The organism is Paraburkholderia flava (assembly GCF_004359985.1).
Lineage (GTDB): Bacteria > Pseudomonadota > Gammaproteobacteria > Burkholderiales > Burkholderiaceae > Paraburkholderia > Paraburkholderia flava.
Map to the genome: position 1 here is coordinate 322,791 of NZ_SMRO01000004.1, position 14,901 is coordinate 337,691.

Consider the following 14,901-nt stretch of genomic DNA (forward strand, 5'->3'; position numbering starts at 1 on the left):
AAAGCAGAGCCACCCGTCGATTACCTTTCGGTATCCTACAAAAATCATTATGAACAGACTGCGTCTCATAAAAGCGTCGCTGGCCGTCCTGCTGACGTTAACCACAGCCCATGCAGCGATGGCCGGCCATACATCGACAGGGGTCGACGACCCAGCGCTGGCAACCGATCTGCACGAAACCATCGTCCACGTACCGATGACAGAAAAAGGATTCTTCGGGACATCGCAGCGCGAACTCGTCGCGACGACGTATATGCCCGACGGCGACGGCCCCTTCCCGCTGATCGTGTTGAGTCACGGCAATCCTCCGAGCCCGCTGGATCGCGTCAAGGTCGGCCGCTATCGCAAGATCGCGCAGATCCGCGAATTCGTCCGGATGGGATTTGCCGTGATCGTGCCGGTCCGGCGCGGGTATGGCGAAACCGGCGGCACGTTCGCGGAAGATACCGGCTCGTGCAAACATGCCGACTACGAAGATGCGGGCCATCATGCAGCCGAAGACCTGCTCGCGACGATCAAATTCGCGGACACGCTGCCGCAGATCGACGCGCATCACGTGATTCTCGTGGGTCAATCGGCAGGTGGATTCGCGTCGCTTGCCACCGCGAGCATGGCACCGGATGGCCTCGTCGGCGTCGTGAATTTCTCCGGCGGCCGGGGCGGTCGACCGGCGACGCATCCAGGGGACCCGTGCGATCCGGAAGGCATGGCGCGCACCATGAAACAATTCGCGACGACCACGCACGTCCCCATCTTGTGGCACTACGTGGAGAACGACCAGTTCTTCGCGCCTGACGTCGTGCGGACCTGGTTCGCGGCGTTCCAGGCTGGCGGCGGTCAAGGCGAACTGATCGTCGAACCGCCGTTCGGACGCGACGGGCACGGCATGTTCGCCGTCGACCGCGCGATTCCGATATGGCTACCGCACTTCACGCAGTTCGTTACACCGCTCGTTCCTGGGCTCAAGACGAGCAGTAATGCGCCTGCTGGATCGTGAGGTTATGGATATCGCGTCGCTTGCTGCCGATGCGATATCCACTCCCTTCAGTTGAACGACTGCGTTAAACGACAGCGGACGCGATGCGCACTCACTCCGTCTCGCGCAACACCTCCCCCACCGTCCGGAAAATCTCATCGATCTGCGCTTCGTCGATGATGAGCGGCGGCGAGAACGCGAGGATGTCGCCGGTATAGCGCGTGAGCACGCCCTTCTGATAGCAGCGCTGGAACACCTCGGCGGCACGCGCACCGGGCGCACCATCGCGCGGCGCCAGTTCAACGCCACCCACGAGCCCCAGATTACGCACATCGATCACATGACGCTCGCCGCGCAGCTTATGAATCGCTGCTTCGAAAACCGGTGCCATCCGCGCCGCGCGATCGAACAGCTGGTCGCGCTCGTACAGATCGATCGTCGCGCAGGCCGCGGCCGCCGCGATCGGATGTCCCGAATACGTGTAGCCATGAAACAGCTCGATGCCGGCCGGCGCGCCGTTGACGATCGAGTCGTGAATCCGCGTGCTCGCCGCGACTGCGCCGAGCGGTGCGGCGGCGTTGTTGGTGCCCTTCGCCATCGTCAGCAGGTCGGGCGTCACGTTGAAGTATTGCGCGGCGAACGGCGCACCGAGACGTCCCCAGCCGGTGATCACCTCATCGAAAATCAGCAGGATGCCGTGCTTCGTGCAGATCTCGCGTAGCCGCTCCAGATAGCCCTGCGGCGGAATCAGCACACCCGTCGAACCGGCGACCGGTTCGACGATCACCGCCGCGATCGTCGACGCGTCGTGCAGCGTGACGATGCGCTCCAGCTCGTCCGCGAGATGCGCGCCCCACGTGGGCTGGCCCTTCGAGAACGCCGCTTCCTTCACGTTGAGCGTGTGCGGCAGATGATCGATCGACGGCAGCAGCGCACCCGAGTACGTCTTGCGATTCGGCGCAATCCCGCCGACCGAAATCCCGCCGAAGCCCACGCCGTGATAACCGCGCTCGCGTCCGATGAAACGCGTGCGCTGTCCTTCGCCGCGCGAACGGTGATACGCGAGCGCGATTTTCAGGGCGGTGTCGACGGCTTCCGATCCCGAGTTCACGAAGAAGATGTGCTTCAGGTCGCCGGGCGTGTGGCGGGCGATTTTCGTGGCGGCCTCGAAGGCTTTCGGGTGGCCCATCTGGAACGTCGGCGCGAAATCCATCTCCGCCGCCTGCGCCTGCACCGCGGCGACGATCTCGTCGCGGCAGTGGCCCGCGTTCACGCACCACAGGCCGGCGGTGCCGTCGAGAATCTGCCGGCCGTCGTGCGACGTGTAGTACATGCCCTTCGCGCTCACGAGCAGCCGTGGGGCGCTCTTGAACTGTCGATTGGCGGTGAACGGCATCCAGAACGCGGACATGTCGGGCGTACTCATGGGGTGCTCCTCCGTAATGGGTTTCCTGTGGGGTTAACCAGCGGGTCTTTCGGTGAGTCTTTCCAGTCAGTCTTGCAGCGAGTCTTCCAGTGTAGGCAGAGGTCGGCGCATGCACAACGACATAGCGGCGATGCACCGCGTCCGTTCGTCGGGTCGTGCGTGCGCCTCGTTGCAGCGCGGCGCGCACCTCGACGCAGCAGACACGCCGCCATTGCACCAGTTTCGCCCCCAGCCCGCATCGCGCGCACAACAGCTCGTCATCGCACGCGCCATGACGGACAAGCCGCACTGGCGAGCCGTAAAGGCGAGCCATGACAGCAATCCGCAGCGCAGCACAACACCCGCATCGCCCTCCGGTTATCAGCTTGGCATATGCCTTGCAGTATCCGCCCCGCAAGCCATGCAGCGCGTCGCATCCGAGCGCTGCTCACGCGGCCCGTCGCGCGCGTCATAACACTCACCAACCACGGCAAGGGGTAATACATGAAACGTCGCAGTCTGTTGAAGCTCGGCTCCATGAGCGGCGCGCTCGCGCTCGCCGGACAAAGCCCGTTTGCGCGCGCGCAGTCGGGCAGCGGTCCGATCAAGGTCGGCATCCTGCATTCCCTGTCGGGCACGATGGCGATCTCGGAGACGTCGCTGAAAGACACCGCACTGATGACGATCGCCGAGATCAACGCAAGCGGCGGCGTGATGGGCCGCAAGCTCGAACCGGTCGTCGTCGATCCGGCGTCGAACTGGCCGCTGTTCGCCGAGAAGGCGCGTCAACTGATTACGCAGGACAAGTGCGCTGTTGTGTTCGGCTGCTGGACGTCGGTGTCGCGCAAGTCGGTGCTGCCGGTGTTCGAGGAACTGAACGGTCTGCTGTTCTATCCGGTGCAGTACGAAGGCGAAGAGATGTCGCGCAACGTGTTCTATACGGGCGCGGCTCCCAACCAGCAGGCGATCCCCGCAACCGAATACCTGATGAGCGCCGAAGGCGGCGGCGCGAAGCGCTTCTTCCTGCTCGGCACCGACTACGTGTACCCGCGCACGACGAACAAGATCCTGCGCGCGTTCCTGAAGTCGAAAGGCGTGCAGGAAGCGGACATCCAGGAGGTCTACACGCCGTTCGGTCACAGCGATTATCAGACCATCGTCGCGAACATCAAGACCTTCTCGCAGGGCGGCAAGACGGCCGTGATCTCGACGGTGAACGGCGATTCAAACGTGCCGTTCTACAAGGAACTCGGCAACCAGGGTTTGAAGGCGAGCGATGTGCCGGTCGTCGCGTTCTCGGTCGGTGAGGAAGAACTGCGCGGTATCGATACGAAGCCGCTGGTCGGCAACCTCGCCGCGTGGAACTACTTCATGTCGCTGCGCAATCCGACCAATGACAAGTTCAAGAAGCAATGGGCCGACTGGGTCGCGAAAAACAATCTGCCGGGCGGTACGAAGCGCGTGACGAACGATCCGATGGAAGCGACGTGGGTCGGCATTCACATGTGGAAGCAGGCCGTCGAAAAAGCGAAGAGCACCGACGTCGACAAGGTGCGCGTCGCGATGATCGGCCAGAAGGTCGCGGCACCATCGGGCTTCACGCTCGAGATGGACGGCAACCACCATCTGCACAAGCCGGTGATGATCGGCGAAGTGCGCGCGGACGGTCAGTTCAACGTCGTGTGGCGCACGAAGACGACGATCCGTGCACAACCGTGGAGCCCGTATATCGCGGGGAATGCGGGCAAGGCGGATGTGGTGAGTTCGATTCCGGCGTTTTTGCGGCGTTCGCGGGTTGCCTGATGTTGTGACGCCGTAACGTTGTGACGCGGCGGTGCTGCACCGCCGCGCCGTACCACCTGCACTACTTTAGAAGGCCACCATGGCGTTCCACTTTTCCGCGTCGCTGCGCCGTCACGTCGCTGCCGCGCTGCTGACGTTCATCGCGGGCACGCCGCTCGCCGCGTTCGCGCTGAGCCCCGCCGATCTCGCGCCGCTCGCGGGCGACGACTTCGATGCGAAGTCCGCCGCGATCGACAAGCTGATCGCGAATCGCGACGCGCCGTCGCTCGCCGTGCTGAAAGCGCTGTCCGACGACACCGCACTCGCCACCGATAGCGGCGAAGTGTTGCTCCAGGACGGCGACACCGCACACGATGCCGCCACCGGCAAGACCGTCGCCGCCGGCGACGCGCAACCGGTCACGCTGAACAACCTGCTGCGCTCAAAGGTAACGGGCGCACTGTCGGGACTGCAACTCGGCTCATCCGATCTCGACGCGCGTCGCGCGGCCGTCGCAGCGTTGCTGAAAAACCCCGACCCCGCGATGAAGCCGCTGATCGACGCGGCCCGCGCGAAGGAAACCGACCCGACGTTGAAGAAACGTCTCGACACGCTGTGGGCGATGACCGCGCTCCACAACCCCGACGCCGCGACGCGGCTCGAAGCGGTCAAGCTCGTCGCCGCGAGGCACGATCTCGACATGTACGAACTGCTGCGTCCGCTCGTCGCGAAGAAGCCCGACGGCAGTTTCGCGGAAAGCGACGCGAACGTTCGCGCGGTCGCACAGCAAGGCATCGACGCACTCGATTCGATCCAGCGCCGCAGCGAGATCGCCGGCACGCTGTTCGCGGGGCTGTCGCTCGGCAGCGTGCTGCTGCTTGCGGCGCTAGGCCTCGCGATCACGTATGGGCTGATCGGCGTGATCAACATGGCGCACGGCGAGTTTCTGATGATCGGCGCGTATGCAACGTACGCGGTGCAGAACGTGTTCCAGCGCCATGCGCCCGGCGCATTCGACTGGTATCCGCTGTTCGCGATTCCTGCATCGTTCGTCGCGGCTGCTGTGGTCGGCATCGTGCTCGAACGGCTCGTGTTGAAGCATCTGTACGGCCGGCCGCTCGAAACACTGCTCACGACGTTCGGCGTGAGCCTGATCCTGATTCAGGCGACGCGGATGATCTTCGGCGCGCAGAACGTGCAGGTGGTGAATCCGTCGTGGATGAGCGGCGGCGTCACCGTGCTGCCGAATCTGATCCTGCCGTACAACCGGCTCGCGATTCTCGCGTTCGCGCTGATCGTCGTCGGCATCGCGTGGGCCGTGCTGACGAAGACGCGCCTCGGCCTGTTCGTGCGCGCCGTCACGCAGAACCGTCGAATGGCTGCGTGCGTCGGCGTGAAAACGGCACGCGTCGATTCGTATGCGTTCGCATTCGGCGCGGGCATCGCTGGGCTCGGCGGCTGCGCGCTGTCGCAGATCGGCAATGTCGGTCCGGACCTCGGACAGAGCTACATCATCGATTCGTTCATGGCAGTCGTGCTCGGCGGCGTCGGGCAGCTGGCGGGGACCGTGCTCGGCGGCTTCGGGCTTGGGCTGGTCAGCAAGGCGATCGAACCGTTCTGGGGAGCAGTGTTGGCGAAGATAGCGGTGCTGGTGCTGATCGTGCTGTTCATTCAGAAGCGTCCTCAGGGCATGTTCGCCTTGAAGGGCCGCAGCGCGGAGGCTTGAGATGACTACGGCTTCTTCTGTCTCCACGCTGCCGGTTCCGGATGCTGTGCGTCCGCATTCCGACAGCTTCGCACTTGGTCTGCCGCCGCGTCCCGCGCTGCTGTCGCGACGCGCGTGGCTTGCGCTGATCGCACTTGTGATCGTGTTCGGTCTCGGCGTGCCGTTTGCCGCGCTCGTGCTGCCCGAATCGAGCGTGTTCCATCTGTCCGCGTACACGATGACGCTCGCGGGCAAGTTCATGTGCTACGCGATCGCCGCGCTCGCGCTCGATCTCGTGTGGGGCTACTGCGGCATCCTGAGCCTCGGCCACGCGATGTTCTTCGCGCTCGGCGGCTACGCGATCGGCATGTATCTGATGCGCGCGATCGGTCACGACGGCAAGTACGGCAGCGATCTGCCGGACTTCATGGTGTTTCTCGACTGGCATGCGCTGCCGTGGTACTGGCAAGGCACCGAACATCTCTGGTACGCGCTGCTGCTGGTGGTCGCGGTGCCGGCGATCGTCGCGTGGGTGTTCGGCTTCTTCACGTTCCGCTCGCGCGTGAAAGGCGTGTACCTGTCGATCATCACGCAGGCGCTGACGTTCGCCGCGATGCTGCTGTTCTATCGCAACGAGACCGGCTTCGGCGGCAACAACGGGTTCACCGACTTCAAGCGCATCGGAGGTTTTCCGGTTACGCATCCGGGCACGCGTGCGGCGCTGCTTCTCATCACGTTTGCGGTGCTGGTACTCGCGTTTCTCGGTGCGCGCGCGATTGTCACGAGCAAGCTCGGGCGTGTCGTCACTGCGGTGCGCGACGGCGAGACGCGGTTGATGTTCCTCGGCTATAGCCCGCTCGCTTACAAGCTGTTCGTGTGGACTGTGTCTGCCGTGTTGTGCGGGATTGCCGGTGCGTTGTATGTGCCGCAGGTCGGCATCATCAATCCGGGCGAGATGTCGCCGGGAAACTCGATCGAGATGGCGATCTGGGTCGCCGTCGGCGGACGCGGCACATTGATCGGGCCGATCATCGGTGCGTTCGCGGTGAATGGTGCGAAGAGCTTCTTTACCGCGAATTTTCCTGAGTACTGGTTGTTTTTTCTTGGGCTGATTTTTGTGCTGGTGCCGTTGTTGTTGCCTAACGGGATTATGGGGTTGATCGAGATGATTTCGCGTAGGGGGCGTCGATGAACCTTGATGATGAAGTGTCATTGTCTGGCGTTGCGACGACGGGGCATGCGGTTACGCCCGGTGAGATCGATGTGTCGCATGGGACGATTCTTTATCTTGAAGATGTGACTGTTAGTTTCGATGGGTTTCGTGCGCTCAATGCGTTGTCGCTGTCTATCGATGCGGGTGAGCTGCGTTGCATCATCGGGCCGAACGGTGCGGGCAAGACCACGATGATGGACGTCATCACCGGCAAGACATCGCCCGATTCCGGCAAGGTTTTTCTCGGGCAGACGATCGATCTCACGCGGATGAAAGAGCCTTCGATTGCGCGTGCAGGCATTGGTCGGAAGTTTCAGAAACCTACTGTTTTTGAGCAGCATCCGGTTTGGGAAAACCTCGAGCTTGCTATGAAGGCTGATAAGGGGTGGTGGGCTTCGTTGCTTGCTCGGCTTGATCGCGAAGCGCAGTTTCGGATCGAGGAGACTTTGTGTTTGATTGGGCTTGAATCGGAGGCTTTACGGGCTGCCGGCGAGTTGTCGCATGGTCAGAAGCAAAGGCTTGAGATTGGGATGTTGTTGATGCAGCAGCCTGCTTTGTTGTTGCTCGATGAGCCTGCGGCGGGGATGACTGATGATGAGACCATGGAACTTGCCTCTTTGCTGAATCGCTTGCGTGGGTCTTGTTCGATGATGGTCGTTGAGCATGATATGGAGTTTGTTGCTGCTCTCGCTGGTGACGCTGGGCGCGTTACCGTCATGGCCGAGGGGCGCGTTCTCGCTCAAGGGACTTTGGATAGTGTTAAGAGGGATGAGGCTGTGATTGAGTCTTATCTTGGGAGGTGAGGGTTTTTCTCTCTGCTGGTGGGCATGCTTTTTTGCCTCGCGGCGTGGGTTTTGTGCTTTACCTTTTTGCCTGTGCAGGCGGCTGCGATTTTGCGCCTCGCGGCGCTGGCGTTGCCCCTGTGCGGGGCGGCACCTACTTTTCTTTGCCGCAGCAAAGAAAAGTAGGCAAAAGAAAGCTGCCGAGACGAAGCTTCTCCTTTCCATGTGCTGCCTCGGTGGCACTCGCCTAAGTGGACGCCACGTTCACCCTGCGTAGTGGTCCGAGACGAGATCGTCTCTCGCACCACACAACTGAGTGACAAGGCAGTCATTCATCCCGCTTCGCACTTCGTGCGGTGCGGTTGGGTCGTTCTTTGCTGTGGTCGTTCTTTGCCGTGATCGCTCTCTGCTGTTGTTGTTCTTTGCTGTTGTTGTTCTTTGCTGTCGCTGTGCCCTGCTGTTGCTGTTCTGCAATTGCGCCTTTCCTCACGGCTCGTTATCACCGCGTCTCCGCTTTAAAGGACTGTCATGCTCGAAGTCGAAGGTTTGAATCAATACTATGGCGGCAGTCACATTCTTCGTGACGTGAAGCTCACCGTGCCCGATGGAAAGTTGACCGTCCTGCTCGGGCGGAATGGTGTCGGTAAGACGACGCTGCTGCGCTGTCTGATGGGCGTCGTGCACGCTAAAAACGGATCAGTCTCGTGGCGCGGTAACTCGCTCGCTAAACTGCCGCCGCACGCCCGTGTCGCACAAGGGCTCGCCTATGTGCCGCAAGGGCGAGACATCTTTCCAAGACTCACCGTCGAAGAGAATCTGCTTGTCGGTGCCGCAAGTCGTAAAGCACCATCGAAAATTCCCGAGCGCATCTACGATCTGTTTCCCGTGCTCAAGGACATGCGCTCGCGACGCGGTGGCGATCTCTCCGGCGGGCAACAGCAACAGCTCGCCATCGGACGCGCACTCATGAGCGAGCCGCAACTGCTCATTCTCGATGAGCCCACCGAAGGCATCCAGCCGTCCATCATCCAGGACATCGGACGCACCCTCCGGCAACTCGTCGAGGAAATGGGCCTCACCGTCCTCCTCGTCGAGCAATACTACGACTTCGCTAAAGCCATCGCCGATCAATACTGGGTTATGAGTCGCGGCGAAATCGTCGCCGGTGGGCAAGGCGAAAACATGGATGCCGATGGTGTGCGTGCGTTGATCGCGGTGTGAGGCGCTGTGTCGCGATGAGCCGCATCGCGCTCCGATAAACACGCACACCCCGCGTGCTATTCTCGCCGCAGTCACGCACCACAGCACCCACCTATCCCGTCACCCGCATGTCGCTGCATGAACACCACGCCACGCTGAGCCCGGCATCGACCGCTTTCGATGCCGGATGGCACGCGCGTCTCGAACTCGGCTTCACGTTGCAACGCACGCGCACGGCGCTCACGCATCGGTTGCATCGCGGGCCGCTGCGGGTGCAGCGGCCGCTCTATCCGGAAGGCGATTCGATCTGTCACGCGGTGATCGTGCATCCGCCGGGCGGGGTCGCGGGCGGCGATCGGCTCGACGTCGATATCTCGCTCGATGCCGGCACGCACGCGGTGCTGACGACGCCGGGGGCGACCAAGTGGTACAAATCGAATGGTCGTATCGCGCAACAGCAGATCGACATTCGCGTCGGCGCCGGTGCGAAGCTCGACTGGCTGCCGCAAAACAACATCGTGTTCGATCACGCGCACGCACAGCTCGGCTTTACGCTAACGCTCGCCGACGGCGCGACCGCGCTCGGCTGGGACGCTTGTCAGTTGGGCCGTCAGGCAGCCGGCGAACGATGGTCGGCGGGTACGCTGCGCGCCGATGCGCGGATCGTCGGGCCGACCGGTCGAACGCTGTGGCTCGAACAGGCGCGCATCTCAGCCACCGATCCACTGCGCGACGCACCGCAAGGTCTCGCGGGCTTCCCTGCGTGGGGCACGCTGTGGGCCGTTGGTCCCGCATGCGACGACTCGCTCGCCGAAACACTGACGGCCTCGCTGCCGTTCGACGACACCATCCGCGCAGCCGCATCGTGCGTCTGCGACAACGTGCTGCTCGTGCGGGTGGCCGCGCGGTCGATGGAGCCGTTGCAACACGCGCTCATGCAATGCTGGCTGCGGTTGCGGCCGGTCGTGCATGGGGTCGAGGCGACGCCGTTGCGGCTGTGGACGACATAGTTCGTCTAGCCGAGCTAAACGTTCATAAAGACTCACTACGAATGACACCGCCGTTCGGTGGCGACAAAGATTGCCGCGTCGGCCGTAAGGCCCCTCGCTGTTCCGCCCCCGACGTCAGGCGAGCGTAAAGCGCAGCGCAACGGCTGTCCCGAGCGGCGACCCGCGCCCGAAATCAGGTGGAAAGCGGCCACGATCTGTCGTTCGGCACGCGGAGAACTCTGTCGTTGGGACGGCTGCAATACTCCAGAATCTGCCGAACGAACCGCCCGCACAAACCTCCGCACCGCTGACCGCGAAGTAGACTTCAAGAACTTCGCTATTCGGTACGTCCGACACAGAGAAAAAAATGACGATCACACAATGGGTCCATCTGACGGAGATGCAATACGACCAATGGGTACTGCCTATCTACACCGCGTGGCACCGGGCTGCGCAGGAGAAGCGCACGACAGACAAGATGCAGGTTGTCACCGGCCAAGGAATGCCAATCACTGAGCTTGGCCTCCATATCAGCACCCGGCTCACGCTGCTTCCATATATCGGCCACCGCCTCGGCCAAGACCTCGCCGCCCTGTGGAATGCCGTAGCCGCAGACTTGACCGCAGATCACAGAAACACACCGGACAAGGAAGCCTTCGCGCTACCGATTGACAACGATCGGAAGTATCTAGTGATCGCCGACCTGCACTCAATCCTATTCGAGCTCAACGCATGCATCGACGCCATGAAAGACTTTATGCACGCGGTCCACAAGCATGTTGGCCTGCCCATCACGACCACGGAGCGCATCAGGATAATTAATTCGTGGATGAACATGAAAGGAATCGATCACGGCTGGTTTAGCCAACTCGACAGTGCACGGAATTTTGTAGCGCATCAGGGTGCGTTCTATCTGGCGTTTGATACTTCCTCAACACAGTGGGACCTGTTGATGGTCAAACAGGACATCAAGGTATTTGACGACCCCGAGACCTATGTCCGGTTCTCGGATGTAGAGAAGATCATGACGGGTTTCTCCGCGTGCCGGATAGCAATGCAGACCCATCTCGTCGCACTGTTAGATGACGCGAATTGATGCTCTGCTCTATGCTTTGTCCACCCAGCTTGCAGACCTTTTCCGCGAGTCGTAGGCCGGAAATCGGCGGCACCTGGCGTTCCGCGCTATCAATGATCAATTTTCTTTGTATTGGAATTCAATTTTCCCTGCGATTTGCCGATATATATTGACCACTCCATTTAACACCCAACAATGAATCAACCGACCCTTCTTGACGTGTTTGGCATCAGCTTGGACGAAATCACGGCTATGCAAGATTTGGCTTTCGATAAAAGTCTTGGGGAAAAGGCAAATCTCTCTCGCCTATTAACAGCAAGACGAACACAGGATTCTGGCGCTCATATTGCAAAACAAATTTTAGAATGCCGACATATTTTATCCAAGGTCGGCCTATACAAATTCATGAGTCTGATGCAGGAATTGAACTCCGCAAAAATTGGTCAACCGGAATGGGAGACAGTCCTCAAACAGATATACAACGAACCTGTCGCTGTGCGAAATCGAGTCATCTGGTTATTTTTTCATGCGTGTCTTCAAGCAGAATGTGATTTTTCCCTTGACGTGTGCCCAGCTCACTCACGAGAGGATGTTCTTACAGGCCGACTGCTTGAGGGAATTAAAGCAGCTTGCACAAGCTGGGCAGAGGCATCGTCTTCTTATCTAAGTCGCGTACAAAATGTACTTGGGGTCAGTAGCATTGACTTAACTATCGATGGTGGCGAGCAAAAAACTGGCGGCGATTTCGCATTGATTCTGGACATTGAAGAGAGCGTTTCGTGCGATGCTGATCTGGAGCCCGAGGTCATTGCGCTGACAGGGCGTCCGCGAGGCGATGTATTTGTACCACTTCTATTTCAGGCTAAGTGCTACACGGGATCACGCGCTGATATATCTCAAAAAAATAGCGTACGTGGCTACCAATTCAATCAGCTAAGACAAGCAAATTGCGCATCCAGCTACATTTTCTATGAGAATGGAAAAAGTCGCATCGATTTTCCAGCGCTTCCGATGGTAAAGTCAACTTCAGCCTGCAAACCGATCGAGGTAAGTCGAAGCACAGAAGTTTTCGATCAAAGTATTGACTTTGCAACTTATATACTCCGAGCAGCGAACGGTTTTGAAAGTATTCCAGCGGCAAAAACAAGAGAGGATGCTCTAAACATGATCCTCGCCAATACCTCACCCGACGCGCTCAGCCGAATCACCATACTTGGGAATACCAATAACCTCGACAGAACATACCGTGAAGCACTCAGGCAACTCCGGAAAGAAATCGATAACGAAGTGGATCGGGAGTCAGGGGACGACATCCCCGACGACATGCCGTCATCTCGATTTGAACCTTAATCGATGAAGGCGAGGATACAAATTTGAGGCGGAGGTCAGCTCGAGCGTTGAGGAGTTCGCCTCCGAGGGGAATCGACAAAACAGTGACGCGTTGTATTGCAATAGATTACTGTAGCTGTGTAAGCTACCGCTTTGTTGAGGTTCCGGTTGCTCACATCTCTATTACATATCCAGATTTAAATTTTTGCGACAGTCGACGCTGAACCCACTTAAAGCAAGAGAGCATGCGGTCGTGAGTAGCCAGACTCATTTGCGCCTGTGCCAGTACCCTCAAATAAGGTGCTGTCTTGGCGAGCCCCTGAGTTGATAGCAAACGTCAATGCTGCCCGAGCAAATGCGATACCGCGACGCACCACTGGATGATCGCGATTAACGCATAAGCAGTCGCCGCAACCCCAAAATAGAAAAAAGCGAGGAAGACTCGCACGGTCCAGCGAGACGGCTGAGGAGCAGGAAGCACGTTTAGGAACCGTGCAGAGCCTTCATCCGATTTAGTGTACGCATTGATTTGTGGCCACGTTAGCGGCGGGAAATAGAGATATGACACGAGGACCTGCTCATTGGGCACCAGAGCAGGCAAGACAATTTCCCAAGGCCCCGTCGGTGACTCCTTTTTCTCGTGCTGAACCTGCGGCTCCAGGACATAGTTAGGCACACGAACGTTGTGCCCCAATCGAACGTTGAAGGCGGTCTTTTTACCGGTATTCCGGACGACGATGCTATGCACGTGCACTTGGACACCCGGCGTCACTGTGACGTTGGCAGGCGTGCCACCGGAGACTGCTAGCGTGCGGGGCGAACTCCCATCCGACCGCGCGGGTGGCTGGGCAGGGCCTTCAATAGGCGGCATCGAGAAACCAGCCGCGTGCGCCAAGTAAGTGACTAGCTTCGGTTTGTGATCTAACCTCCGACTGATCGCTGCCACGACGATGGCAACAATGATGGGGAATGCCAGTTTCGTCACTAGGTCCCAATTCGTCATGTTCGCGTCCGTTTTTGTTGGTTAAGGTAAGCTCATTACTCGCTTTATCGGCGTGAATGAGAGACAGCGTTAACGTCAGAAGCCCCTGTCCGCTCTGCACCGTAAGTCGCCGTTGTGGGCTACTCGCATTGAAGGAGCGAGACGAGTCAGCCGCCGACATTGGCATTCGGCAGTGAGCAGCCAGCAGTTACCGTCCGACAGTACCATTCGTGTCGTCGATACTAGGATGCGGACAAATCAGAGCTGAGAATCAGCAGTCTGAAGCTGAGCAAGCACCATTGCCAGCATGGCCGCACAAAACTATCCCAAAAATCTCGGGCTAGGTGAACCTTGGCCTCACCTTTTGCGCACCGCGAAAGTGCGCCCCGTTCGGTCCATGCGCCCTGACGGTGCGCGCGGCGCATGAGGCACTGTGTCACTTAGCCAATGCCTCATGCTTACAAGGCTTTTACCCGAACATGCAGGGTAATCACGCCGCCCCCGCCCGCCAACCAACCAACTGGCATACCCCTTGCTCCTCCCTGCCCCACGCATCTGCCGCCTCCGACGGCAGGCGTCCGCTTGCTGGAGACCTTCTGTCGATGACCCCGAATCAAAGCACCCGCCGCACGACATACCGTGAACGCCTCGCCGCATTCCTGTGCGCCCCGTTGCTCGCCTCACTGCTGTCGCTCGCCACACCCGTCGCCCACGCCGACACGCTCGACACAATCACCAAAGCCGGCGTGCTGAAGGTCGCCGTGCCGGAGGACTATCCGCCGTTCGGTGCAGTCGGTCCGGATCTGAAGCCGCAGGGCTACGACATCGACACCGCCGCCATGCTCGCGAAATCGATGAACGTGAAGCTCGAACTCGTGCCCGTCAACAGCGCGAACCGCATTCCGTATCTGCAGACCGGCAAGGTCGACCTCGTGATCTCGTCGCTCGGCAAAACGCCCGAGCGCGAGAAGGTGATCGATTTCTCGACGGCCTACGCGCCGTACTTCCAGGGCGTGTTCGGTCCCGGCGACATCAAGGTCGCAGGCCCCGCGGATCTCACCGGCAAGACCGTCGGCGCAACGCGCGGCGCGCTCGAGGAAATCGCGCTGTCGCAGATGGCACCGAACGCGACGATCAAGCGCTTCGAGGACAACAACGCGACCATCGCCGCGTTCCTGTCCGGCCAGGTTCAACTGATCGCCGCAGGCAACATCGTCGCCGCCGCGATCTTGACGAAGAATCCGCCGCGTCGCCCCGAACCGAAGTTCGTGATCAAGAACTCGCCGTGCTTCGTCGGGATGAACAAGAACGAGCCGAAGCTGCAGCAGAAAGTCGACGCGGCCATCGCGCAGGCCAAAAAGGACGGCACGTTGAACGCGATGTCGAAAAAGTGGTTCGGCGCACCGCTGCCCGCCGATCTGTAAGCATCCCGTTAAAGCGGCTTGCTATCTTTGTGCAGCGGT

Annotated in this window: 12 protein-coding genes; 10 read left to right on the forward strand and 2 right to left on the reverse strand. The window is 60.0% G+C overall.

Going from position 1 to position 14,901, the window contains the following annotated elements; translation table 11 throughout:
- The first annotated feature begins 49 nt into the window (after positions 1 to 49).
- Positions 50 to 997, forward strand: coding sequence for an alpha/beta hydrolase family protein (locus E1748_RS29485; RefSeq protein ID WP_133650839.1), 948 nt, complete (start codon positions 50 to 52; stop codon positions 995 to 997).
- A gap of 91 nt (positions 998 to 1,088) precedes the next feature.
- On the opposite strand, the gene aptA is transcribed toward E1748_RS29485, so the two are convergent.
- Positions 1,089 to 2,402 (reverse strand): omega-aminotransferase AptA, encoded by a 1,314-nt coding sequence (gene aptA / locus E1748_RS29490; protein WP_133650840.1) that lies wholly within the window; start codon positions 2,400 to 2,402, stop codon positions 1,089 to 1,091.
- Positions 2,403 to 2,885: 483 nt separating this feature from the next.
- Here aptA and urtA point away from each other — a divergent pair, with 483 nt between their 5' ends.
- From urtA to E1748_RS29530, 8 genes are all read left to right on the forward strand, one after another.
- The gene (gene urtA, locus E1748_RS29495; protein ID WP_133650841.1) at positions 2,886 to 4,184 is read left to right on the forward strand and encodes an urea ABC transporter substrate-binding protein; all 1,299 of its coding nucleotides are present in this window, start codon (positions 2,886 to 2,888) and stop codon (positions 4,182 to 4,184) included.
- Between the two features lie 79 nt (positions 4,185 to 4,263).
- Positions 4,264 to 5,889, forward strand: a complete 1,626-nt coding sequence (urtB, locus tag E1748_RS29500) for an urea ABC transporter permease subunit UrtB (RefSeq protein WP_133650842.1) — start codon at positions 4,264 to 4,266, stop codon at positions 5,887 to 5,889.
- A 1-nt stretch (position 5,890) separates the two neighbouring features.
- Positions 5,891 to 7,060: an urea ABC transporter permease subunit UrtC gene (gene urtC, locus E1748_RS29505; RefSeq protein WP_133650843.1), complete on the forward strand. Its 1,170-nt coding sequence runs from the start codon at positions 5,891 to 5,893 to the stop codon at positions 7,058 to 7,060.
- Positions 7,057 to 7,884 (forward strand): urea ABC transporter ATP-binding protein UrtD, encoded by an 828-nt coding sequence (urtD, locus tag E1748_RS29510; protein ID WP_133650844.1) that lies wholly within the window; start codon positions 7,057 to 7,059, stop codon positions 7,882 to 7,884. The genes urtC and urtD overlap by 4 nt, the downstream gene beginning before the upstream one ends.
- Before the next feature lie 507 nt (positions 7,885 to 8,391).
- Entirely contained in the window at positions 8,392 to 9,084 is a 693-nt protein-coding gene (gene urtE / locus E1748_RS29515) for an urea ABC transporter ATP-binding subunit UrtE (RefSeq protein WP_133650845.1), read from the forward strand.
- A 107-nt stretch (positions 9,085 to 9,191) separates the two neighbouring features.
- A complete protein-coding gene (locus tag E1748_RS29520) occupies positions 9,192 to 10,073 on the forward strand; it encodes an urease accessory protein UreD (protein ID WP_133650846.1) in 882 nt (293 codons plus the stop codon).
- Between the two features lie 346 nt (positions 10,074 to 10,419).
- Positions 10,420 to 11,148, forward strand: a complete 729-nt coding sequence (locus tag E1748_RS29525) for a hypothetical protein (protein WP_133650847.1) — start codon at positions 10,420 to 10,422, stop codon at positions 11,146 to 11,148.
- Between the two features lie 174 nt (positions 11,149 to 11,322).
- Positions 11,323 to 12,477, forward strand: coding sequence for a hypothetical protein (locus E1748_RS29530; protein ID WP_133650848.1), 1,155 nt, complete (start codon positions 11,323 to 11,325; stop codon positions 12,475 to 12,477).
- A 316-nt stretch (positions 12,478 to 12,793) separates the two neighbouring features.
- On the opposite strand, the gene E1748_RS29535 is transcribed toward E1748_RS29530, so the two are convergent.
- Positions 12,794 to 13,459, reverse strand: a complete 666-nt coding sequence (locus tag E1748_RS29535) for a hypothetical protein (RefSeq protein WP_133650849.1) — start codon at positions 13,457 to 13,459, stop codon at positions 12,794 to 12,796.
- A gap of 581 nt (positions 13,460 to 14,040) precedes the next feature.
- Between E1748_RS29535 and E1748_RS29540 the strand changes: the two genes are divergently transcribed.
- Positions 14,041 to 14,862 carry a transporter substrate-binding domain-containing protein gene (locus tag E1748_RS29540; protein ID WP_133650850.1) on the forward strand — a complete coding sequence of 274 codons (822 nt, stop codon included), beginning with the start codon at positions 14,041 to 14,043 and terminating at the stop codon, positions 14,860 to 14,862.
- The last annotated feature ends 39 nt before the right edge of the window (positions 14,863 to 14,901 follow it).